Annotated in this window: 23 protein-coding genes; 4 read left to right on the forward strand and 19 right to left on the reverse strand. The window is 68.1% G+C overall.

The genetic code is table 11. The features are described 5' to 3' along the window. Nucleotides 1–26 precede the first annotated feature (26 nt). Nucleotides 27–383: a LysM peptidoglycan-binding domain-containing protein gene (locus AB4Y94_RS15820; protein WP_441728928.1), complete on the reverse strand. Its 357-nt coding sequence runs from the start codon at nt 381–383 to the stop codon at nt 27–29. 275 nt (nt 384–658) lie between these two features. On the opposite strand from AB4Y94_RS15820, the gene lexA reads away from it, so the two are divergent. After that, a complete protein-coding gene (gene lexA / locus AB4Y94_RS15825; RefSeq protein WP_441728930.1) occupies nt 659–1,375 on the forward strand; it encodes a transcriptional repressor LexA in 717 nt (238 codons plus the stop codon). Nucleotides 1,376–1,510: 135 nt separating this feature from the next. Here the strand turns inward: lexA and metE are convergent, their stop codons facing one another. The 3 genes from metE to hflX all read right to left on the reverse strand — a co-directional run bounded on the left by metE (nt 1,511) and on the right by hflX (nt 6,661). Then, nucleotides 1,511–3,913 carry a 5-methyltetrahydropteroyltriglutamate--homocysteine S-methyltransferase gene (gene metE / locus AB4Y94_RS15830; RefSeq protein WP_441728932.1) on the reverse strand — a complete coding sequence of 801 codons (2,403 nt, stop codon included), beginning with the start codon at nt 3,911–3,913 and terminating at the stop codon, nt 1,511–1,513. Beyond that, nucleotides 3,910–4,887 carry a methylenetetrahydrofolate reductase gene (locus AB4Y94_RS15835; RefSeq protein WP_441728933.1) on the reverse strand — a complete coding sequence of 326 codons (978 nt, stop codon included), beginning with the start codon at nt 4,885–4,887 and terminating at the stop codon, nt 3,910–3,912. The genes metE and AB4Y94_RS15835 overlap by 4 nt, the downstream gene beginning before the upstream one ends. 229 nt (nt 4,888–5,116) lie before the next feature. Continuing rightward, nucleotides 5,117–6,661 carry a GTPase HflX gene (gene hflX, locus AB4Y94_RS15840; RefSeq protein WP_441728934.1) on the reverse strand — a complete coding sequence of 515 codons (1,545 nt, stop codon included), beginning with the start codon at nt 6,659–6,661 and terminating at the stop codon, nt 5,117–5,119. 41 nt (nt 6,662–6,702) lie between these two features. On the opposite strand from hflX, the gene AB4Y94_RS15845 reads away from it, so the two are divergent. Further along, complete coding sequence (locus tag AB4Y94_RS15845; RefSeq protein WP_441728936.1) at nt 6,703–7,329, forward strand: class I SAM-dependent methyltransferase; 627 nt, start codon at nt 6,703–6,705, stop codon at nt 7,327–7,329. Between the two features lie 43 nt (nt 7,330–7,372). Here the strand turns inward: AB4Y94_RS15845 and dapF are convergent, their stop codons facing one another. The 13 genes from dapF to AB4Y94_RS15910 all read right to left on the reverse strand — a co-directional run bounded on the left by dapF (nt 7,373) and on the right by AB4Y94_RS15910 (nt 21,331). Next, entirely contained in the window at nt 7,373–8,254 is an 882-nt protein-coding gene (gene dapF / locus AB4Y94_RS15850; RefSeq protein ID WP_441728937.1) for a diaminopimelate epimerase, read from the reverse strand. 193 nt (nt 8,255–8,447) lie between these two features. Beyond that, nucleotides 8,448–9,386: a tRNA (adenosine(37)-N6)-dimethylallyltransferase MiaA gene (gene miaA, locus AB4Y94_RS15855; RefSeq protein WP_441728938.1), complete on the reverse strand. Its 939-nt coding sequence runs from the start codon at nt 9,384–9,386 to the stop codon at nt 8,448–8,450. 6 nt (nt 9,387–9,392) lie between these two features. After that, nucleotides 9,393–10,988 (reverse strand): tRNA (N6-isopentenyl adenosine(37)-C2)-methylthiotransferase MiaB, encoded by a 1,596-nt coding sequence (miaB, locus tag AB4Y94_RS15860; RefSeq protein ID WP_441728939.1) that lies wholly within the window; start codon nt 10,986–10,988, stop codon nt 9,393–9,395. Between the two features lie 49 nt (nt 10,989–11,037). Next, nucleotides 11,038–11,763 (reverse strand): regulatory protein RecX, encoded by a 726-nt coding sequence (locus AB4Y94_RS15865; RefSeq protein WP_441728941.1) that lies wholly within the window; start codon nt 11,761–11,763, stop codon nt 11,038–11,040. 108 nt (nt 11,764–11,871) lie between these two features. After that, nucleotides 11,872–12,990 carry a recombinase RecA gene (gene recA / locus AB4Y94_RS15870; protein WP_441728942.1) on the reverse strand — a complete coding sequence of 373 codons (1,119 nt, stop codon included), beginning with the start codon at nt 12,988–12,990 and terminating at the stop codon, nt 11,872–11,874. Nucleotides 12,991–13,273: 283 nt separating this feature from the next. Beyond that, entirely contained in the window at nt 13,274–13,495 is a 222-nt protein-coding gene (locus AB4Y94_RS15875) for a DUF3046 domain-containing protein (protein ID WP_441728943.1), read from the reverse strand. A 32-nt stretch (nt 13,496–13,527) separates the two neighbouring features. Then, a complete protein-coding gene (locus AB4Y94_RS15880) occupies nt 13,528–13,836 on the reverse strand; it encodes a helix-turn-helix domain-containing protein (protein ID WP_441728944.1) in 309 nt (102 codons plus the stop codon). Between the two features lie 162 nt (nt 13,837–13,998). Further along, the gene (locus AB4Y94_RS15885; RefSeq protein ID WP_441728945.1) at nt 13,999–14,526 is read right to left on the reverse strand and encodes a CinA family protein; all 528 of its coding nucleotides are present in this window, start codon (nt 14,524–14,526) and stop codon (nt 13,999–14,001) included. After that, complete coding sequence (pgsA, locus tag AB4Y94_RS15890) at nt 14,519–15,124, reverse strand: CDP-diacylglycerol--glycerol-3-phosphate 3-phosphatidyltransferase (protein ID WP_441728946.1); 606 nt, start codon at nt 15,122–15,124, stop codon at nt 14,519–14,521. The genes AB4Y94_RS15885 and pgsA overlap by 8 nt, the downstream gene beginning before the upstream one ends. Before the next feature lie 26 nt (nt 15,125–15,150). Further along, entirely contained in the window at nt 15,151–18,078 is a 2,928-nt protein-coding gene (locus AB4Y94_RS15895; protein ID WP_441728947.1) for a DNA translocase FtsK 4TM domain-containing protein, read from the reverse strand. 180 nt (nt 18,079–18,258) lie between these two features. Continuing rightward, nucleotides 18,259–19,509 (reverse strand): ABC transporter permease, encoded by a 1,251-nt coding sequence (locus AB4Y94_RS15900; protein WP_441728948.1) that lies wholly within the window; start codon nt 19,507–19,509, stop codon nt 18,259–18,261. Further along, a complete protein-coding gene (locus AB4Y94_RS15905; RefSeq protein ID WP_441728949.1) occupies nt 19,506–20,258 on the reverse strand; it encodes an ABC transporter ATP-binding protein in 753 nt (250 codons plus the stop codon). Before AB4Y94_RS15905 ends, AB4Y94_RS15900 begins: the two co-directional genes overlap by 4 nt. Beyond that, complete coding sequence (locus AB4Y94_RS15910; RefSeq protein WP_441728950.1) at nt 20,255–21,331, reverse strand: efflux RND transporter periplasmic adaptor subunit; 1,077 nt, start codon at nt 21,329–21,331, stop codon at nt 20,255–20,257. Before AB4Y94_RS15910 ends, AB4Y94_RS15905 begins: the two co-directional genes overlap by 4 nt. An 86-nt stretch (nt 21,332–21,417) precedes the next feature. On the opposite strand from AB4Y94_RS15910, the gene AB4Y94_RS15915 reads away from it, so the two are divergent. Continuing rightward, nucleotides 21,418–22,830, forward strand: a complete 1,413-nt coding sequence (locus tag AB4Y94_RS15915; protein WP_441728951.1) for an amidase — start codon at nt 21,418–21,420, stop codon at nt 22,828–22,830. Between the two features lie 23 nt (nt 22,831–22,853). Here AB4Y94_RS15915 and AB4Y94_RS15920 read toward each other — a convergent pair whose 3' ends face one another. Continuing rightward, nucleotides 22,854–23,210, reverse strand: coding sequence for a VOC family protein (locus AB4Y94_RS15920; RefSeq protein ID WP_441728953.1), 357 nt, complete (start codon nt 23,208–23,210; stop codon nt 22,854–22,856). Between the two features lie 62 nt (nt 23,211–23,272). Between AB4Y94_RS15920 and AB4Y94_RS15925 the strand changes: the two genes are divergently transcribed. Next, entirely contained in the window at nt 23,273–23,713 is a 441-nt protein-coding gene (locus AB4Y94_RS15925) for a nitroreductase/quinone reductase family protein (RefSeq protein ID WP_441728955.1), read from the forward strand. A gap of 89 nt (nt 23,714–23,802) precedes the next feature. Here AB4Y94_RS15925 and AB4Y94_RS15930 read toward each other — a convergent pair whose 3' ends face one another. Beyond that, nucleotides 23,803–25,479, reverse strand: a complete 1,677-nt coding sequence (locus AB4Y94_RS15930) for a ribonuclease J (protein WP_441728956.1) — start codon at nt 25,477–25,479, stop codon at nt 23,803–23,805. Nucleotides 25,480–25,483: the final 4 nt, after the last annotated feature.

The raw sequence follows: 25,483 nt of genomic DNA on the forward strand, positions 1-25,483 counted from the left end.
CGGGCGTCCAGGGCCGTGCAGCGGGCTCAGTAACCGGCCGGCAGGGCGAGGCTCTGACCCGGCTGTACATCCTCCGACTGCAGCTGGTTGAGCCTGACGATGTCGGCGATCACGTCCCGGGGGTCTGCGGTCGGCGCGATGGACTCGGCGAGCTCCCACAGGGATTGCCCGGACTGCACCGTGACGTAGTCGAATTGCACGGCGCTGCTCTGCCCGAGTTCGCTGGTGGCGGCGGCGATGCCGCCGTTCAGCGCGAATGCCAGGGCCGCGGCCACCAGCGGCACGGCGGCCAGCGTGGTGAAGACGACGCGACCGCGACGGGTGAGGTGCAGGCGGGTGGTGGGTGCTGAAGCGAATCCTGAATGGGCAACTGCTGCGCTCATGGTCAAAACCTCCTGGTTAGTAACGCACCCGGCCCTCGGCCGGGAGGGCCGGATGCGAATCTATGTTCCGAATGTATCTTCGAATGTTCGAACAATCAAGCTTTTTCGTCGGTGTTACCGAAATGAAACCTGCAACACACTCGAATAAGTGTTTGTATAAGGCCGCGCGGACAGATACAGTTTCGATTGTTCGGTTGAACTCAACCAGACACCACTGACATTCCCCGCGAACCCAGTGTTTTCAAGGGATCGACGGCAGATGAAGGGCGACGGACATGGCGCACGAAAGCAACCGTTCGGGCGGAACCCCACGTGAGAAGGGCGGAACCCGCCGCCGGAAGAGCCTCAGCGAGAAGCAGCTCGCCGTTCTCGACGTCATCCAACGGTCGGTGAGCCAGCGTGGTTACCCACCGAGCATGCGCGAGATCGGCGATGCGGTCGGACTCGCCTCGCTGTCCAGCGTCACCCACCAACTCAACCAGCTGGAGCTCAGCGGCTACCTGCGTCGCGACCCGAACCGTCCGCGGGCGCTCGAGGTCCTGATCGAGCTCCCGCAGTCATCGGAAGACGTTCCGGCCGGCGACGCGGAGTCGTTCCAGTCCGGGGCGCCGATCGCCGACGCGGCGATGGTGCCATTGGTCGGACGCATTGCCGCCGGCGTGCCGATCATGGCCGACCAGCAGATCGATGAGGTGTTTCCCCTGCCCCGGCAGCTCGTCGGAAAGGGCGAGCTGTTCATGCTCAAGGTCGTCGGAGAGTCGATGATCGACGCCGCCATCCTCGATGGCGATTGGGTGGTGGTTCGACAGCAGAAGACCGCGGAGAACGGAGAGATCGTCGCCGCGATGCTCGACAACGAGGCCACCGTCAAGGTGTTCAGGCAGCGCGACGGCCACACCTGGCTCCTGCCCCGGAACAGCAACTTCGAGCCCATCCTCGGTGACTACGCCGAGATCCTCGGCAAGGTCGTCTCCGTCCTCCGCTCGGTCTGACCCGCGCCATCCGCTCGTTTCCTCACCCCTCCCTCGTTCACCTCGATTCACCTCGATTCACCTCGCCGAGTACGCACTCGTTGGGGTTATCCGAGGCTCATAACCCCAACAAGTGCGTTCTCGCGGAGCGGCGAGTCAGGCGGGGAGGGGCACGGCGACCTTGGCGCGCACGGCCCGTGTGGCCTCGAGGATGTTCTTCAGCGACGCGACCGTCTCGGCGTACCCGCGGGTCTTCAGGCCGCAGTCCGGGTTGATCCAGACCTGGCGCCCCGGGATGCCCTCCAGCGCCCGCTCGATCAGTTCCGTCACCTCGGCCACGCTGGGCACCCGCGGGGAGTGGATGTCGTAGACGCCCGGGCCGATGCCGTGGTCGAATCCGCTCGATCGGATGTCGCCCACCACCTCCATCCGGCTGCGCGCGGCTTCGATGCTGGTCACGTCGGCGTCAAGCTTGCGGATCGCGTCGATGACCACACCGAACTCCGAGTAGCAGAGATGGGTGTGGACCTGGGTCGCCTCGGCGACGCCCGCCGTGGCCAGCCGGAAGGAGCCGACCGACCAGTCGAGGTAGTCGGCATGGTCCTTCTTCTTCAGCGGCAACAGCTCACGAAGCGCCGGCTCGTCGACCTGGACCACCCGGATCCCGGCGGCCTCGAGGTCGTGGATCTCGTCGCGCAGCGCAAGCGCCACCTGCCGGGCGGTGTCACCGAGCGGCTGGTCGTCGCGCACGAACGACCAGGCCAGGATCGTGACCGGGCCGGTGAGCATGCCCTTGACGGGCTTGTCGGTGAGGCCCTGGGTGTATGTCGACCACTCGACCGTGATCGGCTTCGGCCGGGACACGTCGCCCCAGAGGATCGACGGGCGAGTGCAGCGACTGCCGTACGACTGCACCCAGCCGTTCTCGGTGACGGCGAACCCGTCCAGGTTCTCGGCGAAGTACTGCACCATGTCGTTGCGCTCGGGTTCGCCGTGCACCAGCACGTCGAGTCCGATCTCCTCCTGCAACTCCACCACCCGTGCGATCTCGGCGCGCATCAGCGCCGTGTACTCCCCTGTGCTGAGTTCGCCGCGGGTCAATTGTGCGCGGGCCCGGCGGATGTCGCGGGTCTGCGGGAAGGAGCCGATCGTGGTGGTCGGCAGGAACGGCAGCCCGAGGGCAGCCTCCTGGGCGGCGACGCGGGCCGCGTAATCGCCGCGGCTGAAGTCCGCCTCCGTGAGGGACGCAGCGCGGTCGCGCACCGCTCCGTCGCGCACACCCGGAGCCGCGAGGCGTGCCGCCAGCGCAGCGGATGCCGCGTCCAGCTCGGACCGGATCGCGTCGGCGCCGGACGTGGCGCCGGACGCAGCGCCAGGGCCGGCGCCGGCGGTGAGCCCACGGGCGAGGACGGCGACCTGCTCGACCTTCTGGTCGGCGAACGCCAGCCAGCTGGCCAGGTCGCCGTCGTTCCCCCTGCTGCCGAGGCCGGACTCGTCGTCCACATCGTGCGGCACGTGCAGCAGGGAGGTAGACGTGGAGACCGAGACGGAGGGCGACAGGGCCGCAAGCGCCCCGGCCGCCCCGAACGCGGCGGCCAGGTTCCCCCGCCAGATGTTGTGACCGTCGATGACGCCGGCGACCAGGGTCTTCCCGGCCAGGGCGGATGCGACGGTGTCGTTCAGGCCATTCGGCACGTCCCCGCGCACGAGGTCGAACCCGAGCGCCTCCACCGGTGTGGCGGCGAGGATCGGCAGGGCGTCGTCGAGGCTGCCGTATGGGGCGGCGACGAAGATGGAGGGCCGCCCGGTGAGCGCGCCCAATGTGGAGTAGGCGTACTCGGCCGCGCCGAGCAGCTCGGCCCGGGCCACGTCGATCGTCTCGCTGACCAGGGCCGGTTCGTCGAGCTGCACCCATTCGGCGCCTGCCACCGAAAGGCGGTCAAGGAGCGTGGCGTACACCGGCAGCAGGTCATCCAGGCGATTGAGCGGGCGGTAGCCGGCGGGCGCCTCGTCGCTGGCCTTGCCCAGCGCGAGGAACGTCACCGGGCCGACGATCACCGGGCGGGTGAGGAAGCCGGTTTCCCTGGCCTCCTCGAACTCACGCACGATCCGGTCGCTCGCGAGCGCGAACACCGTCTCGGGGCCGATCTCCGGCACCAGGTAGTGATAGTTCGAGTCGAACCACTTGGTCATCTCCAGCGGCGCGTGCTCCCCCACGCCACGGGCGATGGTGAAATAGCCGGCGAGGTCGATGGCGCCGTCGTCGTCGGCGAGGGACGCGAAGCGCGGCGGCACGGCGCCGACGGTCACCGCGGCGTCCAGCATCTGGTCGTAGAACGAGAACGTCTCGGGGATCGATGAGTCGCGTCGGCCCAGGCCGAGTTCGGCAAGGCGGTCGCGGGTCGCACGGCGGAGGCCGGCCGCTGTCGACTCGAGTTCGTCTGCCGTGATGGTGCCGGCCCAAAAGGCTTCGACGGCCTTCTTGAGCTCCCGGCGGCGACCGATGCGCGGGTAGCCGAGAATAGTGCCGGGCGGGAATGCCGGGGTGCTGTTGGTCATGCCAGTTCCTTTTCTCTGGGCTGTGCGTGGGAGGTGAGCAGCCCGCATCCGTCGAGGACGGAGAGCACGGTCTGATGCTGGTTGAACGCGTAGAGATGGAGGCCCGGTGCGCCGCCCGCGATGAGTTTCTGAGCCAGCTCGACGGCGTACGCGACACCGATGTCGCGCTGCCCCTGGGCGGTCGGCTCGATTTCAAGCTGGATGGACAGTTCCGACGGGAGTTCCTCACCCGAGAGTTGAAGGATGCGTCGCAACCGGCCGGGACTGGTGACCGGCATGATCCCGGGAAGGATGGGGAACTCGACCCCGGCCTCCTGCGCCCGCTGAATGAAACTGAGGTAGTGGTCGGCGTGGAAGAACAACTGCGTGATGGCGAGGTTTGCCCCGGCGGCCTGCTTGGCCAGGAGGGTGTCGATGTCCTGCGAGGTGGACCGCGACCGGGGATGCCCGTTCGGGAACGCGGCCACCGCCACGCGCACTTTCGGTCGTTCGGTGCGAACTTCGCGGGCACCGGGCAACCCCGGGATCAGGAGTTCGCGGTACGGCTCGTGTTCGGCCTGCACCCGGTGGATCAGCTGCACCAGCTCGCCGGCGCTCCGCAGGTCGCCGAGGAAGTCGTCGGCCTCGGAGAAGCCGAGCGGCGGGTCGCCGCGGAGGGCGAGGAAATGGCGTACTCCGGCGTCGAGGAACTCACGCACCAGCGCGTGGGCCTCATCGTGGGAGGAGCCCACGCAGGTGAGGTGAGCCATCGGCTCGATCCTGGTGGCGTGCAGGATGTAGCGGAGCACGTCGAGTGACGAGGTGCGCGACGATCCGCTGGCGCCGTAGGTGACCGAGATGAACTCGGGCCCGGCGGCGGCGAGGTGGTCGATGGTCGCCTGCAGGGCCGTCACAGCAGCATCGTTCCGAGGCGGGTACAGCTCGAAGGAGAACGGGATGTGTGCGCTACGCGCCGGGTCCGTCATCGCGTTCATCGTTCCCCGTTCGGCAGAAGCTCCACAGTGGCCACGCACTGCGCTGACAGCCACCGGTGCGGTCGGATCGACCGCGAACCCGACAGGCCGGGCCTGTGGGTTACTCGCGGGCGGGTGCCGGGCTCGGCTGTCGCTCCATGCCGATCGGCGAACCGGCCGGCAACGATTGAGGAGACTCTAACAACGCGAAAGGGCCAATACCAGAGTGTGACTCCGTGTTTCTTCGCGCCTAGTTGAGCGACGGGGCCGTGATCGCCGGGGCAACGGCGAAGGGCTCGAACTGCGACTTGATCTCCGCGGTGACCAGCGCGCTGACACGGGTACCGGTCTCCGCGTATTCGGTGGCGATGACGCGCCCCTGTTCATGCAGCACCGCAATCAGATCGCCGCGCTCGTAAGGGATGAGCAGGTCGAGTTCGATCCGGGGGCTCGGCAGCGCCTCGGCGATAGCCGCGAGCAACTCGTCGACGCCTTCGCCGGTGCGAGCGGATGCGAAGATCGCGCGCGGTTCGAGACCGCGCAGCACCAGGCGGTCGTCGTCACTGACCAGGTCGCTCTTGTTGAAGACGACCAGCTCGGGGATGTCACGGGCGCCGACCTCACCGATGACGTCGCGCACGGTTGCGAGCTGGCTGGCCGGGTCGGGGTGGGAACCGTCGACGACGTGCACGATCACATCAGAGTCGGCGACCTCTTCCAGGGTCGAGCGGAAGGCCTCCACCAGCTGGTGCGGCAGGTTGCGCACGAACCCAACGGTGTCGGTCAGCGTGTAGAGCCGGCCGTCGGCGGTCGTCGACTTGCGCACTGTGGCGTCGAGGGTCGCGAACAGGGAGTTCTCCACCAGCACGCCGGCCTTGGTGATGCGGTTGAGCAGGCTCGACTTGCCGGCGTTGGTGTACCCGGCGATGGCAACGGATGGCACGGCGTTGCGCTTGCGGTTGGCTCGCTTGGCTTCGCGGGCCGGCTTCATCTCGATGATCTGCTTGCGCAGCTTGGACATCCGGGTGTGGATGCGGCGGCGGTCGAGCTCGATCTTGGTCTCGCCGGGTCCACGGGAGCCCATGCCTGCTCCGGCGCCTCCGACCTGTCCGCCGGCCTGCCGGGACATCGATTCACCCCAGCCACGCAGGCGTGGGAGCAGGTACTCGAGTTGGGCGAGTTCGACCTGCGCCTTACCCTCCCTGCTCTTGGCGTGCTGGCTGAAAATGTCGAGGATCACCGCGGTTCGGTCGATGACCTTCACCTTGACCACGTCTTCGAGCGCGCGTCGCTGGCTGGGTGCCAGTTCGGTGTCGGCGATGACCGTGTCAGCGCCGAGCGCCTGCACCAGGGACGCGAGCTCCAGAGCCTTGCCCTTGCCGAGGTAGGTGCTGGGATCGGGGTTGGGCCGGCGCTGGAGCAATCCGTCGAGCACGCTCGCCCCGGCCGTCTCGGCAAGTGCCGCCAGTTCACGCATCGAATTCTCGGCATCCGTCACAGAGCCTTGCGAGTAGATGCCGATCAGGATCACGTTCTCCAGGCGCAGCTGTCGGTACTCGACCTCGGTGACGTCTTCGAGTTCGGTGGAGAGGCCGGCCACGCGGCGCAGCGCGTTGCGATCGGCACGGTCGAACTGTTCACCGTCGCGGGCGGCGTCATGCTGCTGGTCGGCGGTGTCGGCCTGCAGTGCCTGGGCGGATCCGCCGAAGAGGGCGAAGCCTGCGGCCCGGGCGTCGGCGTTGGCCAGTACCCGCGCTACTACGTCATCGTCGTGCGGCGCTGTTGGTTCAATCATTGCTTTAACCCTAGTTCCTCTAACTCCGGTAGGTTCCCTCTATGGCACCCGACCACTATTTTTCTTCCGCGCCCAGCGGTACCCCGAAATTGCGGCAGATCACCGTGCAGCTGGCGGGACAGCAGTACGACGTGACGACCGCGAACGCGGTCTTCAGCCCCGAGCACATCGACACCGGCACCCAGGTTTTGCTGGGCAACATTCCTGCGCCCCCGCCGGGCGGTGATTTCCTCGATCTCGGCTGCGGGTGGGGTCCGATCAGCCTGCACCTGGCGCTGTCGTCGCCTCATGCCACCGTCTGGGCTGTTGATGTCAACGAACGCGCCCTCGATCTGGTTCGGATGAATGCCGAAAAACTCGGCCTGGCTAATGTCAACGCGGTGTTGGCCGAGGATGTTCCCGCCGAACTCGCCTTTCGCGGCATCTGGTCGAATCCACCGATCCGCGTGGGCAAGAACGAACTCCACAGTCTGCTGACCACCTGGATCCCGCGGCTGGAGCCGGGTTCTGACGCCTGGCTGGTGGTTCAGCGGAACCTGGGATCTGACTCTCTGCAGCGCTGGCTGGAGGGTGAACTCGACGACGAGTTCGCCGTTTCCCGGGCGGCCACCAGCAAGGGGTTCCGGGTGCTGCGGGTCAAGCGCCGGAGTGCGCGCGACCTGGGTTAGCGGGTTAACCGGCCGGCTCAACGTGCCGCTTCATTGTGGCGGTTCAACCCAGGCCGAGGACCCCGTCGAAGACCAGTTCGGCCGGCCCGGAGAGGCCGACGTGCTCGCCGTCCTCAGCCGGGAACATCCGTACACCGAGGGTGCCGCCGGGGACTTCGACCCGCCACTGGTTCGGGGCTCCCGCGCCCGCCCAGTGCCGGGTTGCGAGGGCGGCCGCTGCGGCGCCGGTGCCGCAGGACAAGGTTTCCCCGCTGCCACGCTCGTGCACGCGCATGCGGATTCGCCCGACCCCGTCGACGACCAGGGGATCGTGCGGCACGACGAATTCGACGTTCACTCCCCCGGCCGGCTCGGGCTCGAGCTGTGGGATGTAGCCGAGATCCGCGGTGTCGAGCTCGTCCTCGTCGGCGAGGGCGACGACGACGTGCGGATTGCCGACGTTGATCCCCAGGCCGGGACGGGCGACAGGAAGGTTTCGGGCTCGCACCAGCGGCTCGCCACCGTCGAGTCTCCAGCGTCCGAGATCCACCTGGAAGCCGGTCAGGTTGCGCTGCACGTCGCGCACTCCCCCACGAGTGCCGACGGCGAGCGTGTCGCCGTCGGCCAGGTCGACCAGGCCGTGGTCGATCAGGAACCGGGCGTAGACACGGATGCCGTTCCCGCACATTTCGGACGGGGTGCCGTCCGCGTTCCAGTAGTCCATGAACCACTCGGCCGCATCGTCTTCGGCGAGGGCCGCAGCACCGTCAGGCAGGTTCGCCGAGCGCACGGCGCGGATGATGCCGTCGCCCCCGACCCCGAACTTGCGGTCGCAGACCGCACGGATCTGCGCCGGGGTCAGGGTGAGCTCACCATCGGGGTCGGCGAACAGTACGAAATCGTTCCCTGTACCCTGGCCCTTGGTGAAGTTCAAATCGATTCCCATCGACCCAGTTTAGGCACGGGCCGATCTCACGGCCGCCCTCCACTGCCCGCGCGCGGGTGGGTCGGGCGTTCGCCCGACGGGGCCGTGCGTAACCGCTGGGATTTTCGTCGAAACGGGCCTCGGTCGCCGCGTACCGCCACCGATCCGGATAATCCCCGCAGTTGCGCACGCACGCTGGTCGGCTTTGCCGGTCTCAGCGGTGCGAGAGGGCTCCGAACGCCTGCTCGAGCCGGTCGGCGGCGCCGGACGGCGTCAGCGCGTCACTCTGCACGTCGATCCAGCGCGTGTCGGGGTAGCGCTTGAACCAGCTGACCTGCCGACGGGCATAGCGGCGGGTGAGTTGCCGGGTCTGCTCGATCGCCTCGGCCCGGGTGAGGGTGCCGTGCAGTTCGCCGAGGGCCTGGGCGTACCCGATCGCCCGGCTTGCGGTGACACCGGTCTCGATTCCGTCTGGGATGAGTCGCCGCACCTCGTCGACCAGTCCCGCTGCCCACATGCTGTCCACCCGCGCGTCGAGCCGGGGGGTGAGTTCGTCCCGTGGCGCGCGCAGTCCGATCGTCGCTGTGGGCATCCAGTAGACCGGCGTGTCGGGGAGCGTCGCGGCATGCGGTTCGCCGGTGAGGCTGATAATTTCGAGCGCACGAACCAGGCGCCGGCCGTTCGAGGGGCCGATCCGCTCCGCGGCGCGGGGGTCGAGGCCCTTCAGCCGCGCGTAGAGCAGGCCGGGTCCGTCCGCGGCCAATTCCGCCTCGAGTCCGGCTCGCAGCACCGGATCGGTGCCCGGGAACTGGAAGTCGAAGATGACCGAGGAGACGTAGAGTCCGGATCCGCCGACCAGCACCGGAACCGCGCCGCGGGCGAGGATGCCGGTGATCGCGGCGCGGGCATCCGCTTGGTAGCGGGAGACGGTCGCCTCGTCGGTAACGGCGAGCACGTCGAGCATGTGGTGCGGGATTCCGCGGCGCTCCGACTCGCGGAGCTTGGCGGTGCCGATATCCATGCCGCGATAGAGCTGCATTGCGTCGGCGTTGACGATCTCGGCCGGTTGCCCGTTCCTGACCAGGCGGCAGGCGACGTCGAGCGACAGCTCTGACTTGCCGGTGCCGGTCGCGCCGACGATCACAACCAGCATGTGAGGCTAGCGTTCGCCGTCGGTCGTGTCGTAGATCGGAATGGTGGTGGCGCCGCTCCGGAGACGCAGCGACGGCAAGCCCAGCGACACCGGGCCGGCAGCGCTGGCGGCACTCGCCCCGGCGGCGGGAACGGCGCAGGAATCCGATTGGGCACGGTCCCAGGCGTCGCCCGCGCGGGTGCGACGGATGCGCAGGGGCGCGCCGTCGACGGAGTCCGCGATCAGGTGGAACGGTGCGGCCTGGCTGACGGTGACGGTGACCATGTCGCCGGGTCGCGGCACGTCTGACCCGACCGGCAGGTCGAAGTGCACCAGGCGGCTGTCTGCGGCGCGACCACTCAGGCGGTGCGTATCGGCGTCCTTCCGGCCCTCGCCGTTGGCGACGAGCAGTTCGACCTCCCGGCCGACGAGTTTTTGGTTCTCCTCCCAGGAGATGCGGTCCTGCAGCTTCTGGAGGCGCTCGTAGCGTTCCTGGACGACGGCCTTCGGCACCTGGTCGGGCAGCGTGGCAGCCGGGGTGCCGGGGCGGATCGAGTACTGGAAGGTGAAGGCGGTGGCGAAGCGGGCTTCCTCGACAACGCGCAGGGTCTCCTGGAAGTCTTCCTCCGTCTCGCCGGGGAAGCCGACGATGATGTCGGTGCTGATCGCGGCGTCGGGCATCTGCGCGCGGACCCGCTCGAGAATGCCGAGGAACTTGGCCGAACGGTAGGAGCGGCGCATGGCCTTGAGGATCCGGTCGGAACCGGACTGGAGGGGCATGTGCAGCTGCGGCATCACCGCATCGGTGTCGGCCATGGCGTCGATGACGTCGTCGGTGAAGGCCGCCGGGTGCGGGCTGGTGAAGCGGATGCGCTCCAGCCCCTCGATCTGGCCGGCCGCGCGCAGCAGCTTACCGAAGGCGAGGCGGTCGCCGAACTCGACGCCGTAGGAGTTGACGTTCTGGCCGAGCAGGGTGACCTCTACGGCGCCATCGTCGACGAGGGCCTGGATTTCGGCGAGTATCTCGCCGGGGCGGCGATCCTTCTCCTTGCCACGCAGCGACGGGACGATGCAGAAGGTACAGGTGTTGTTGCACCCGACCGAGATCGACACCCATCCGCTGTAGCTGGACTCCCGTTTGGTAGGCAGCGTGGAGGGGAACGTTTCGAGCGACTCGAGGATCTCGAGTTGCGCCTCGCCGTTGTGGCGGGCGCGCTCCAGCAGGGTCGGGAGGGAGCCCATGTTATGGGTGCCGAAGACGACATCGACCCAGGGCGCCTTCGCCAGGATGGTGTTCTTGTCTTTCTGGGCGAGGCATCCGCCCACCGCGATCTGCATCCCGTCGTGCTTCTTCTTGACTGATGCGAGGTAGCCCAGGTTGCCGTACAGCTTGTTGTCCGCGTTCTCCCGGACCGCACAGGTGTTGATGACGACGATGTCGGCTTCTTCGCCGTTGGCGGGAACGTAGCCCGCGGCTTCGAGGGACCCGCTGAGGCGTTCCGAGTCGTGCACGTTCATCTGGCAGCCGAACGTGCGTACCTCGTACGTGCGCGCGCGGCCGGTCGCGTCGAAGGCGGCATCCGACGGCGCGATCACGGTCGGGCGGGACAGGGTGTCACTCATAGTGCGTCTAGTTTACGTTGCACCCGCAGGGTAGATGGCGCGCTGTGGTTCAGCGGAAACGCACCTTGGAACCCCCGCCTGAGCCGCCGCGGGATGCGAGTGCGGCTTTCACGGCGACGCGCACGATGGAGGAGTTGTAGCCCTTGCGCATCAGGAAACCGGTGAGCCGGCGGTCGATGGTCTGCTCGTCGAAGCGCGCCAACTGTTGCACCCGTTTCACCGCGAGCTCGATGGCGCGCTCTTCCTCATCGTCGGGGATCTCCTCGAGCTTGTCCAGGATCACGTTCGGGTCGAGTTTCCGGCGACGCATTTCGAGTTCGACCCCGGTGCGGCCGAGGCCTTTGCGCTCGTGGTGGCTGTGGAGGATCTGGTCCGCGAGTTTGGCCTCATCGAGGTAGTGGAGCTCTGTGAACCGGTCCAGCATCTCTTCGGTTTGCACCTCGTCGAGGTCGGCCCCGCGCAGCACGGCCTCGGCTTCCACCCGGGACAGCGACCGGCCCCGGAGCCGGGCGAGTAGCAGCTTTTCGGCCCGTTCCGGAGCATCAGTCGACTCGTCGGCGTCGTCCAGTTCGGCTTCGAAGCCTTCGGGGTCGTAGTCCTCGGCTGCATCGAACGGTACCGGCGTGGTCCGCTTCGAAATGGCGGGCTTCCGCGGCGCCCCACTGATCGGCACCGCGTCGATCGGCACCGCATCGGCCGGGGCCTCGCCATCCCGCGGCGAACTGAGCGGTGACCGGCGCTTCATGCCCGGCGCCGCGCCGGGAAGGTAGGTCACGGGTGCCAAACCCGATTTCGCTGCTGACTCATCGGAGGGTTCGAAGTGAACCATGCCCGTGACCTGCCTTCCGCTGGTGGTGGTGAACCGGTGGGTTGTGCCCGGGTACTACGCGCCCTTACGGGCGTTGAGCTTGGCCTGGATCGGCAGGGCGTTGCCGGCGAGTTCCTTCGCTGCCGCGGCAGCGGCGGCTTCCTCGGCGAGGGCAGCGGCCTTGGCGGCCTTGCCCTCCGGGCCGATGCCGAGCTTGTTGAGGATCTTCTGCTCGATCTCGTTGGCGATGTCAGGGTTCTTGAGCAGGAAGTTGCGGGAGTTCTCCTTGCCCTGCCCCAACTGGTCCCCGTCGTAGGTGTACCAGGCACCGGACTTCTTGACGATGCCGTGGTCCACCCCGAAGTCGATCAGGCTGCCCTCGCGAGAGATTCCGACGCCATAGATGATGTCGAACTCGGCCTGCTTGAACGGCGGGGCCATCTTGTTCTTGACCACCTTGACGCGGGTGCGGTTGCCCACTGCCTCCGTTCCGTCTTTCAGGGTCTCGATGCGACGGATGTCGAGGCGAACGGAGGCGTAGAACTTGAGGGCCTTACCACCGGCGGTGGTTTCCGGGCTGCCGAAGAACACGCCGATCTTCTCACGCAGCTGGTTGATGAAGATCATGGTGGTGTTGGTCTGGCTGAGCCCACCGGTGAGCTTGCGGAGTGCCTGCGACATCAGGCGGGCCTGCAGGCCGACGTGGGAGTCGCCCATCTCGCCCTCGATCTCGGCCCGCGGTACGAGTGCGGCGACCGAGTCGATCACGATCAGGTCGATGGACCCGCTTCGCACCAGCATGTCGGCGATTTCGAGCGCCTGCTCACCGGTGTCGGGCTGGGAGACAAGGAGGGCGTCGATGTCGACGCCGAGCTTCTTGGCGTACTCGGGGTCGAGCGCGTGCTCGGCGTCGATGAACGCGGCGATGCCGCCATTCTTCTGCGCGTTGGCGATCGCGTGAAGGGTGAGCGTAGTTTTACCCGACGACTCCGGGCCGTAGATCTCCACGATGCGACCGCGCGGCAGTCCGCCGACGCCGAGCGCGACGTCGAGGGCGATGGAGCCCGTGGAGATGGTCTCCACCGGGGCGCGATCGTCGCTCCCCAGGCGCATGACCGAGCCCTTGCCGAACTGGCGGTCGATCTGGGCGAGTGCTGTTTCGAGTGATTTTTCGCGATCTGCTGCAGATGGCATGTTCGGACTCCTTCGGTCGTGCGCTGTCGCCTATAGGCTGTCGTTGCCAACTTCGGGAAGACCCCGGAAGCCCGCTTTCGACAAGGCATGTGCTCTCTGTCGTTGACGAAATCGACTGTACGCCGCGCCTCCGACACTGGTCGGAAATCACAGCAAACGGTGGACAACTGTCGCTGACTTCTGCTTGTTGAGGAGCCTAGCAATAACCGAACAGACATTCGAGAGAAGCGCGGCGTGTCGCCGGACGCCCTCGAACGGCGGAGGACTCCCGGTCCCGGCTGTGCTATCCCTTGGGAACGGGCAGGCCGACGCCGTACCAGCGACTCTCCGGGACATCCGCTTCGACGCAGAGCGCGAGCCACACGTCGCGCGCCGGAACACCGCCGGCCAGAGCCTGGTCGGCGGTGACCCCGAACCGGGTCAGCACGAGATCGCTGGTGAGCACGCGCCCGTACCCGTCGCCAAACTCGTCTTTGATCGCTTGGCGGAACTCGCTCAGGCGCATCTAACCAGCACGCACGTCGGTGAAGACGCTGGTCAACGAACCATCAGATCGGCGTCGAAGTCGACGACCAGATCGTCGGGGACGGTGTCGGGGAAACGGTCGATTCCCTCGATGACGGCGAGACGGTCCCCCACCTCACGCATGATGACCGAAATCGGGGTCTCCAGCGCATCTGCAACCGAAGCAAGAATCTCTGAAGACGCTTCCTTCTGGCCGCGCTCAACTTCGCTCAGGTATCCGAGGGCCACACTGGCCTTGCTGGCTACCTGGCGCAGCGTGCGCCCTTTTTGCAGGCGGAAGTCCCTGAGCACATCGCCGATTTCCTGACGAACAAGAATCATCGGAACCTCCTTCTTGGGCTTTCCAGCCAACTGAGCCCTGTCAACATCCAGCGGCCATTGAGTGGATGTATACGTTACTACTACCACCAACACCCTCAGACTACTGCCGTCTTCATGGGCTTACATGTGAATCTGCTCGGTGTAACCCAGCTGTAACACGAACTATTCCGGCGCGTCCCGCGCTAGCAGGTCCCGTACAGCTTCCACCGCCCTGGCGACGGTCTGCTCCCGGATCGAGGCCCGGTCGCCGTGCAATCGCAGCGCGATCACCCACGCCCCGCTACCCATCGACAGGCCGATGAAGACAGTGCCGGGTTCCTGTCCGTCCTGCGGGTCAGGGCCGGCGGCCCCGGTGGTGGCGACGCCGACGGCAGCGCGCACCCCGCCGACGGCGACGGCCGTGCGCACCCCGACCGCCATCTGGATGGCGACGTCCGGGTGCACTGCCCCGTGCACGTTCAGAATGCTGCCGTCCACACCGAGAAGCGTCCGCTTGAGTTCGGTGTCATAGGCCACGATTCCCCCGGTGACGACAGCGGATGCGCCCGGGATGCGGACCAGCTCCGCCGTCAGCAGGCCACCGGTCAGGGACTCGGCCACGCCGATGGTGAGGTGCCGGGCCGTGAGTTCGGCGACCAGGTCCGCGGTGGCGTCGGGCGCGGTCACGTCGGGCGCGGCGGCGTCAGGCATTGTGCCTCGTCCGCCGTTCAATCCAGGCCAGGCGGAGGTAGTCCAGCCCGGTGAGCACCGTCAGGATCACGGCAATGGTCATCGCGATCCCGTTCACCCAGTGCACCCAGTCGCCGAGAAGGGTCCAGAACGGCAACAGCGCCAGTGAGATGGCGACCGACTGGGCGATCGTCTTCAGCTTGCCACCGCGGGACGCGGGTATGACGTGGTCGCTGAGCATCACGAAGCGGAACACGGTGATGCCGATCTCCCGCACCAGGATGACGAGGGTGACCCACCAGGGAAGCTCGGCCAGAATCGACAGCCCCACCAGCGCGCCCCCGGTGAGGATCTTGTCCGCGATCGGGTCGAGGAGCTTGCCGAGGTCGGTGACCAGCCCTTGCCGGCGCGCGATCGCACCGTCGACGCCATCCGTTGCGATCGCGACGATGAACAGCAACGCCGCCCACCAGCGCAGCGCGCCGTCGTCGCCGGCGTCGGCCAGGAGCATCCAGACGAACAGCGGGGCAAGCAGGATGCGCACGACCGTGATGAGGTTCGGGATGTTCCAGTTGCTCGGTCGTGCGGTTGGCGCGGCGGGAGTGTTCGGTGTCGCCATGGATGAGCCCCCCGCTGGTCTCGTTCTCAATCTCGGTCCGTGAGGCCCCACGCGTCTTCGTCGGAATCGCCCTCGGCTTCCACTTCAGGATAGCCCTCGGTCATCTTCGCGACCGGGTCGTCGGCGTACCGGGAGTCCGGCTGGCTGGTCGCCGGGGCGTAGCCGGCGGATGCCGAGTGGGCCTGCTGCTGCGCGGCGTGCTCGGCGTCCGATCCGCGGAGCTTGGCCAGCACGGCCGGCAGCTGCTCGGCGTTCACCAGCACGTCGCGAGCCTTGGACCCTTCTGACGGGCCGACGATCTCGCGGGATTCGAGCAGGTCCATCAGGCGGCCGGCCTTGGCGAAGCCCACGCGGAGCTTGCGCTGCAGCATCGACGTGGACCCGAACTGGGTAGACACCACGAGTTCGGCGGCAGCGAGCAGCAGTTCGAGGTCGTCGCCGATGTCGGAGTCGATCTCCTTCTTCGGGGCCTCCATCGCGACATCCGGTCGGTAGTCCGGCCTGGCCTGCTGGGTGACGTGCTTGACGACCTTCTCGATCTCGGCCTCGTTGACCCACGCTCCCTGCACCCGAATCGACTTCGAGGCGCCCATCGGCAGGAACAGGGCGTCGCCCTGCCCGATCAGCTTGTCCGCGCCGGGCTGGTCCAGGATGACGCGGGAGTCGGTGACGCTGGTCACCGCGAACGCCAGCCTCGACGGCACGTTGGCCTTGATCAGGCCGGTGACGACATCGACGCTGGGGCGCTGGGTGGCGAGGACGAGGTGGATACCGGATGCCCGTGCCAGCTGGGTGATGCGCACGATCGAGTCTTCGACGTCGCGCGGGGCGACCATCATGAGGTCGGCGAGCTCGTCCACCACGACCAGGAGGTACGGGTAGGCCTTGAGCTTCCGTTCGCTGCCGGCCGGCAACACGATCTCGTCGTTGTTGACGGCCTTGTTGAAGTCGTCGATGTGGCGGAAGCCGAAGCTCGCCAGGTCGTCGTAGCGCATGTCCATCTCTTTGACGACCCACTGCAGGGCTTCCGCGGCCTTCTTGGCGTTGGTGATGATGGGCGTGATCAGGTGCGGCACGCCCGCGTACGGCGCGAGCTCGACCCGCTTGGGGTCGATCAGCACCATCCGCACCTCGCTCGGCTTGGCGCGCATGAGCAGGCTGGTGATCATCGAGTTGACGAAGCTCGACTTACCGGATCCGGTGGAGCCGGCGACCAGGAGGTGGGGCATCTTGGCCAGGTTGGCCACGACGTAGCCGCCGCCGACGTCTTTGCCGACCCCGATGGTCATCGGGTGGGCGCTGCTCGTGGCCGCCCCGGAGCGGAGCACGTCACCGAGGGTGACGATTTCACGGTCGGTGTTCGGGATCTCGATGCCGATCGCGCTCTTGCCGGGGATGGGCGAGAGGATGCGCACCTCGTTGGACGCGACAGCGTAGGAGAGGTTCTTGCTGAGTGCCGTGACACGTTCGACCTTGACACCAGGGCCGAGCTCGATCTCGTACTGGGTGACGGTCGGACCGCGGGAGAAGCCGGTGACCTTGGCATCAACGCTGAACTGGCGGAGCACCTCGGTGATCGATTTGACCACCTCGTCGTTCGCGGCCGAGCGCGCCTTGGCCGGCGGACCGGCGACGAGGGTGGACGCGGACGGCAGCACGTAGGGGGCGGTGGGTTGCGCAGGGCTCGGCACGGCGGGCGTCATCCCCGCCCCGGCTGCGCCGGCTGCACCAACGGCAGCCACGGGGTCGAGTGCGTCGAAGCCGGGGAGCACCTCGGTCAGCCCGGACGGGTCGTCGGCGTGCAGTCCCGTGGATCCGCGTTGCAGGTCGGTGTCGCCGGTGAACCGCTTGATGGCGTCTTCGGCGCGCGCGAGGTCGTTCAGGACCTCGGTGCCGTAGCTGTCGGGGGCGGCGGGTTGGTCGGCGGGTTCGTCGGCGGGGGCGAGCGTTCCGAGCGGGGTGTCGAAGGCGCCGCGGGCCGCATCGCCCTGCGCGGCGGGCCCGCCGCCGAGCAGGTCTGCCATCGGGTCCGCCGCAGCGGAGCCAACGCTGACGGCGCTGCCGAAGTCCGGGTCTTCCTCACGCTTGCTGGTGTTGCGTCGCCACCATGGCAGTGCGTTGGGATCTATCTCCGGGTCGTCGTCGTGGCCCAGTCCGTCGAGTTCGACCTGTTTGGTCTTGCTGAACTTCGCCGCCTTGGCGGCGGCGCGCTCCTCGGCATCCGGCAGCTGGGCCCCGAACAGCCAGGCATAGAGTTCCCGGGAACGTTCACCGATCTTGTTCGGCGGGGTCTTCGTGATGATGAACAGGCTCAGGACCAGCAACAGGATGACCACAGCCGTCGCGCCGATCCCGGTGGTCAGGGCGATCAGCGGGGCAGCGATCATCCATCCGATGACGCCGCCGGAGAGGGCGAGCACGTCCATGCCCTCGCTGGGGTTGGGCTGGCCGCCGAAGATGTGGCAGAGGCCCGACACGGTGACCAGCAGCAGGGTGAGGCCGATGCCGATGCGACCGTTGTCGTGCACCGAGCTGGGCTTCCGGAACAACCAGATTGCGAACAGCAGCATGATCACGGGAAGGGCGAACGCGACGCGGCCGAACAGCCCGCCGAAGGTCCAGCTGTCGAGCGTCTTCGCGATCGGTTCGTTGATCAGGAACCACTCGACGATCGCGCCGACGACGGCCAGCAGCACCAGGAAGAAGGGCAGGCCGTCGCGGCGCTCCTCCTTGGACAGTTGCTCGGGTCCGAGGGCGCGGGCGGCGCCCCCGGTGAGGTGGGCCAGGCCCATCCAAGCGCGCACCAGGAGGCTCTGCTTCGGCTCGGCCGCCGGGTAACGAACCGTCTTCTGGGTTGCGGTGCGTGCGGGGGCCTTCGCTGCGGGCTTCCTGGTGCTTCCGCCGCGCGCGGGAGTGTTCCCGGCGCGACCGGTCGACTTAGTGCTCGTAGCCATGGGTTCAACGGTACTTCCAACCCCCGGCATTGGGGGTTAGGCCGGGGCGGGTGTCTGGCCGGGGCGCCCCGGCGCGGGAAACCGCACCGGGCACCCGAAATAGCGCGCGCCCGGCGCGTTTTCGCGCGCCCGGAGCCGCCAGTGGGGCGCATCCGTTGCCCACCCGCCGCCAGCGCGCCGTCAGTAGCGGATGGCGTCGATCACCTTTACGCGCACGGCCACCAGGGCGGGCAGCAGGCCGGCCATTGCGCCGACGACGGTGGCGGCCACGAGGCCGAGCACCGCCGCCTCCACCGGGAACGGCGGGAAATCGGAGACCATCCCCTGGCCGACAAGCTCCTCGACCCAAGGGTTCTTGACGATCAGGATGGCCACGATCACACCGACCACCCCCGCCACGACCGTGGCGACGACGCTTTCCATCATCACCGCGAAGAACACCCGGCCCGCGGTGGCGCCGAAGCTGCGGCGGATGCCGATCTCCCGGATCCGCTGCCTCAGTGTGACCAGCGCGATATTGACCAGGCCGAGCGCCCCGAGGAGGAGCACCAGCACCGCCACTCCCCCGACCATGAGCTTGATCGGCAGGAACGGGTCTTCGCCGTATGCGGCGTAGTCCTGCCGGTAGACCTGCGCACTCGCGCCGTCACCGAGGGCGCCTTGGAGGTCCCGCTGCAACAGCGTCGTGAGCTGGTCCGCGAGTTCGGGCGGCACCCAGAGCTCATACTGGGGCGGATTGCTGAAGCCACCGGGCGGGGCTCCCGGCACGTCCGATGCCGGCGTGGTCGCCGGGAGGCCGGCGACGGCATCCGCCAGCATGTACATCGCCGGTTCGGTCTCCCACTGCTGCGACGGGTAGACGCCGGTGACCACGGCCGTGGTGTCCTGCTGCCCGAGGAGGCTGATCGTGGGGTGGGTCGCGAGGTCGGGCCGGCCTATCCGGTCGTAGAACACCGAGTTGACCAGGACGGCGGGCGCGAGCCGCTCGGCGTCGTCGTCGGTGAACCAGTGGCCTTCACTGAGCTGCACCCGGCGCATGACGCCGTAGTCCGGGTCGACACCCTGCACCTGCACAGTCACGGCGCCGTCCCGAAACTGCACGGTCTGCTGGGTGGATGTGATCCGGCTGGAGTAGCTGATGTCGTAGCGCTCGAGGGCCGTTTCGAACACTGATTGCATGGTCTCGGCGTCGGGGCTGCTCCCGTCGGGGTTGTACGCCGACAGGTTCAGGCTGGCCGGTCGGCCGCCGTTGCGTTCCTGCTGCTGCACGATCGCGGCTTCCGCCACCGTTCCGAGCCCCACCACCGTGGTGAGCGCGCACACGGCGACCGCCACTCCGACCAGGGAGAGCATCACCCGGGTCTTGTGGATTCGCACCTCCTGCCAGGCCTCGACGAACGAGCCGACCACGTTGCTCCAGAAGCTACTCACGACGGGGCTCCAGCGGCCACGGCCTGAGCGGCATCCGCTGCCGAGGCATCCACTTCCGCGGCACCCGTCGGCGCCACGGTGAGCACCCCGCGGTCAAGCCGCAGGTGCAGGTTCGCCCGCGCGGCGATCGCCGGGTCGTGGGTGATGGTGACCAGCGCGGCGCCGGACTCGGTGGCGACCGCGTCGAGAAGGTCCATGACGGATGCCCCGGTCTCCAGGTCCAGGGCTCCGGTCGGTTCGTCGGCGAGGATCAACCGCGGCCCGCGCACCAGCGAGCGTGCGATCGCCACCCGCTGCTGCTCGCCGCCGGAGAGTTTGTCGGGCATCGCGGTGAGGCGGTTGCCGAGTCCCACCCGGCCGAGCATCTCGGAAGCGATCCGGGAACGCTGCCAGAAGGCGCGCCCGGTGGCGTAGAGCAGAGGTGTCATCACGTTCTCCAGCGCGGTACGACCCTGCAGCAGGTTGAACTGCTGGAAGATGAAGCCGACGTCGCGGCCGCGCACCCGGTCCCGCTCCCCCGACGAGAAGGACTGCACCGGCCGGTCGTCGAACAGCATCAGACCGGTGGTCGGGGTGTCGAGCAGCCCCAGCAGGTTGAGCAGCGTGGACTTGCCAGACCCCGAGCGCCCGACGATCGACACCCGGTCCCCCACCGCCACCTCCAGGTCGACTCCGGAGAGGATGGTGAGCGGCGGCGCGTCGACGAGCTGCACCGTGCGGGTCACACCCTCCAGGTGCAGCAGGTTCATCGTGCGGTTCCGGCGCCGGCGACGAATCCCGCGTCAGTGCAGACCATGCCGGGCTGGCAGGGCGCGGGCGCGACGGCGCCCGGCACGAACTGGTTGACCAGGTCGCCCTCGGAAAGCCCCTCGACGATCTGCACGTTGGTGCCGTCGTTCATTCCGAGGATGACCGGGTGTTCCGCGGCCGTGCCGTCGGCGCCGACCAGCCACACCAGCCCGGTCTCGGCGGATCCCTTGACCGCGGTCGTGGGCACCACGAGCACGTTCTCCGCCTTGCCGCCGGCGATGGTGATCAGGGCTGCGAGCCCCGGGAACACGGTCACCCCCGCGGGAACGGCGCAGCGAACGGTGGTGCCGGACCCGCTCCCGCCGGTGGTCCCGTTGCCGGGACCGGGGCCACCACCGGCGCCGCCGCCGTCCGCGCCGGCCAGCGGGGTGCTGATGGTCAGGCCGGTGCAGGTGAACGGCGCCGGCCCGTTGGTGATGGCAACGGATGCCTCGGTCGGCCTGGTCACCAACCGGTACTGCTGCTCGGGGCTGAGCGAACCGCTCACCGAGAAGGTCGGCGGTGCGACCTGGCCGGTGGTGTCCCCGACCGCCACCGACTGGCCATGGATCACCGCGAGCGAACTGAGGGTGCCGCTGGACGGGGCGAGGACCTTCGCGAAACTGACCAGCGGTTTGGGTTGGGTGACGGACATGTTGCCCGCGGCATCCGTTGTCTCGACCGGGTCACGCGGTGTCTCGACCTTGATGTCGTAGAGCGTGTCGCCGGTGGCGACGGCCTGCCCTGCCGTGACGAAGACCTCGTCGACCGTGCCCTGTGCCACCGCCTTCACCGGGACGGCCGGGTCGGCGTTGACCGTGCCGGGGAGGGTGACGTCGTTGGTGATGGTGCCGAGCGCCACCGGAACCTGCGGTTCCACGATCTGCCCGGTGGGCTGCGCCGGATCGTCGGCCACGGCGCTGTCGGGGAAGAAGGCGAGTTTCACCAGCGCCACGGCGACCGCCGCGACCAGCAGGATGCGGATGATCGGAAAGATCCATGTGCGCGCTACGTTCACCGGTGTGTCCCCCATCGGATTGGCTTTCGTTGATCCTAGGGGTACAACGTGCCCCACCGGTGGATGGGCGGGCCGCAAGCGACGGCGGCATACTGAAGGGAATGGAACTCTCCGAGTACTGCGCACTCGATGCCACGGCGCTGCGTGAACTCATCCGCACCGGCCAGGTGAACGCGGCGGAGGTCGAGACGGCCGCCCGGCAGGCCATCGAGTCGGTCAACGGCGACCTCAACGCGCTGACCCAGCCATTGTTCCAAAGCGCCCTCGACCACGACCCCGACGGTCCGATCGGCGGTGTGCCGTTCCTGGTCAAGGACAGCGGACCCTTCGCCCGAGGCGTCACATTCACTCTCGGCAGCCGCAGCATCCGCGGCGCGGTAGCGGCGGTCGACCACGAGCTGATGACACGGTTCCGCGCCGCCGGGCTCGCCACCCTCGGCCAGACCACGGCGCCGGAGCTCGGCCTGAGCTACGCGACCGAGTCCCTCCGTTACGGGCGCACCCGCAACCCGTGGGCGCTCGAGCGCGGGGTCGGCGGCTCAAGCGGCGGGGCTGCCGCACTCGTCGCGGCCGGCGCCGTGCCGCTCGCGCACGGCAACGACGGCGGCGGTTCGGTGCGCATTCCCGCGTCGGCATGCGGCCTGGTCGGCCTGAAAGTCAGTCGCGGCCGCACCCCGAGCGGCCCGCTGGCCGGAGAGGCGGGCTTCGGGTTGATCGCCGAGTTCGGGCTGACCCGCAGCATCCGTGACACCGCGTTGCTGCTTGAGTGCGTCTCGGGACCGGCCGTCGGCGAGAAGTACACGCTCTCGTCGCCGGACGTGCGCTACACCGAGGTGCTGCGGGCGGACCCGGGGCGGCTCCGGGTGGCGGTGACGACGGATGCCTGGTCCGGCGTCCCGGTGGACCTCCAGGTCGCCGGGGTCGCCGCGGAAGCCGCCCGCACCCTGGAGTGGATCGGGCATTCCGTCTCGCCCGCGACTCCGGGCATCCAGCCGGATGACATCGTGGAGGGCTCGATGCTCGCCGCCGTCGCAACCGGCGCCGCACTGCTTCGCGCGCCGGTGCGCCCGGACCCGGGACGGCTCGAGGCGGTGTCCCGGGCACTGCTGGCCGAAACCCTGGCGTTCACCGCACTGGATGTGATGGCCGCCCTCGACGCGCAGAACCGCCTGACCCGGGCTGTCGGAACCTTCTTCACCGAGTACGACCTGCTGGTCACCCCGACGCTCGCCCAGTTGCCGGCGCGCCACGGCGAACTCGACTACGACGATCCGGGCTATTCGATGCGCGACTGGCTGCGGCGGATCTATCAGTACGGGCCGTTCACCGCCGCATTCAATGTGTCCGGCAACCCGGCGATCAGCCTCCCGCTCGGGCAGAGCCGGGAGGGCCTTCCGATCGGGGTGCAGCTGGTGGCGGCGACCGGCCGGGAGGACCTGCTGCTGCAGGTGGCCGCGCAGCTCGAGCAGGCGCAGCCCTGGGCCGGCCGGCAACCATCGGTCTTCGCGGGCTGACCCGAGCCGCACCGCCAGGACGGCTATTTCTGCGCGACGCAGAACCGGTTGCCGTCCGGGTCGGCGAGGACCACATAGTCGGCGTCCGCCGGGTAGTCCCACTCCACGCGCTGGGCGCCGAGGCCGAGCAGGCGCTCCACTTCCCCGGCCTGCTCGGACGCATAGAGGTCGAGGTGGTGGCGCTGCGGTGCTGCCGGGTCTGCAACGGATGTGACCAGCATGATGGCGATCTGCTGTCCGGGTTGTCCGTCGCGCGGAACCAGGACCGCCCAGTCGTCGGAGGGTTCCTCCCGCGGCCGGTAGTCCAGCGCCGCCCGCCAGAACTGGACCATGCCCGGTACGTCCCGAGCGCCCAACACCACCGACCCGACCGTCAACATGCAGCCAGTATGCCGCCGGTGCACCCAGCCCGCCACACCTGTTGCGAAAGTATGCTGTGGCCATGGGGATCAGGACCGCACTCGTCGACGCGGGGTCGAGGGCGCTCAGCGCGGGCCACCGGGGACTGCTGGCGCTCACCCGCGGCCGGGTCGGCTGGTCGCTCGGGACGCTCCAGATGGTTGAGTTGCACACGGTCGGCCGCACCAGCGGACGCCGCCGATCGATCATGCTGATGTCGCCGATCCAGGGCGACGGCCGTTACCTGCTGGTCGCATCCAAGGGTGGCGACGACCGGCATCCGCTCTGGTACCTGAACCTGGTCGCCAACCCGGCGGTGGAACTCACGGTGCGTGGGGGGACCATGCCGATGCGCGCCCGCACGGCGACCGCCGCCGAACGGGCCGAGCTGTGGCCCCGGATCGTGGCGGCGTACCCGAACTATGCGCGTTACCAGCGCCGCACCAGCCGTGAAATCCCGGTTGTGATCTGCGAACCGCGCTGAAACCGGGAGGGGCCGACATTGCCCAGGAGAATCAGGGGCGGCAAAGGCCAGGCGCCCGGGCTACCCCTGATTCTCCTGAATTGGTGCGGTTACGCCTCGATGACGAGCGGAACGATCATCGGACGACGACGGTAGCTGCTGCTCACCCAGCGGCCGACGACGCGACGGATGACCTGGGCCAGGGCGTGGGTGTCGCGGGTGCCGTTGTGGGCGGCTTCGGCCAGCGCGGCCTCGATCTTCGGCTTCAGGACGTCGAAGACCGACTCGTCCTCGGCGAAGCCCTTGGCGTGGATCTCCGGTCCGACCACGATCTTGCCGGTCGAGGAGTCGAAGACGACGATGATCGAGATGAAGCCCTCTTCGGCGAGGATCCGGCGGTCCTTGAGGTCGGCATCCGTGATCGAACCCACGGTTGAGCCGTCGACATAGACGAAGCCCAGGTCCAGCTGTCCGACCACGGTTGCGACGCCGTCCAGCAGGTCGATGACGGTTCCGTCCTCCGCGAGGATGGTGTTCTCCTCGGGGATGCCCGAGGCCATGGCGATCTTCTGCTGCGCCACCAGGTGGCGGTACTCGCCGTGGACCGGCAGCACGTTCTTCGGCTTGAGGATGTTGTACACGTAGAGCAGCTCGCCGGCGGCGGCGTGCCCGGAGACGTGCACCTTGGCGTTGCCCTTGTGCACGACGTTGGCACCCAGCTTGGTGAGGCCGTCGATGATGCGGTAGACCGCGTTCTCGTTGCCGGGGATCAGGCTTGAGGCGAGGATGACGGTGTCGCCGACCCCGACCTCGACCTGGTGGTCCTTGTTCACCATGCGGCTGAGGACAGCCATCGGTTCGCCCTGCGACCCGGTGGACATGTAGACGATCTTGTCGTCGGGCACGTCGCCGGCCTTCTTGAAGTCGATCAGGACACCTTCCGGCACCTTGAGGTAACCGAGGTCGGCGGCGATTGTCATGTTGCGCACCATCGAGCGGCCCAGCAGGGCGACCCGGCGGCCGTTCGCGTGGGCGGCGTCGAGCACCTGCTGCACCCGGTGCACGTGGCTGGAGAAGCTGGCCACGATCACCCGGCGCGGGGCGCGCGCGATGACGTCGTCGAGCACCGGACCGATGGAGCGTTCGGTCGGGGTGAACCCGGGAACGTCGGCGTTGGTGGAGTCGACGAGGAACAGGTCGATGCCCTCCTCGCCGAGGCGGGCGAAGTCGCGCAGGTCGGTGAGACGATCGTCGAGCGGCAGCTGGTCCATCTTGAAGTCACCGGTGTGCAGCACAGAGCCGCCGTCGGTGAAGATCGCCACCGCGAGGGCGTCGGGGATGGAGTGGTTGACGGCGACGAATTCGAGCTCGAACGGCCCGATGATCTCCTCCTGGCCCTCCTTGACCTCGAGGGTGTAGGGCTTGATCCGGTGTTCCTTGAGCTTGGCCTCGATGAACGCGAGCGTGAGCCCGGAGCCGATCAGCGGGATGTCGCCGCGCAGCTTGAGGAGGTACGGTACGGCGCCGATGTGGTCCTCGTGCCCGTGGGTGAGCACGATACCGAGGATGTCGTCGAGGCGATTGCGGATAGGGGTGAAGTCGGGCAGGATCAGGTCCACGCCGGGCTGATGCTCCTCGGGGAACAGCACACCGCAGTCGACGATGAGGATCTTGCCGTCGATTTCGAACGTGGTCATGTTGCGGCCGATTTCGCCGATGCCACCGATCGGGGTGATGCGGAGTGTGCCCGGCTTGAGAGCGGGCGGGTCGTATACGTCGTTGGGCATATGC

Origin of the sequence: Glaciibacter sp. 2TAF33, assembly GCF_052114945.1 — a bacterium.
Taxonomy (GTDB): Bacteria; Actinomycetota; Actinomycetes; order Actinomycetales; family Microbacteriaceae; genus Cryobacterium.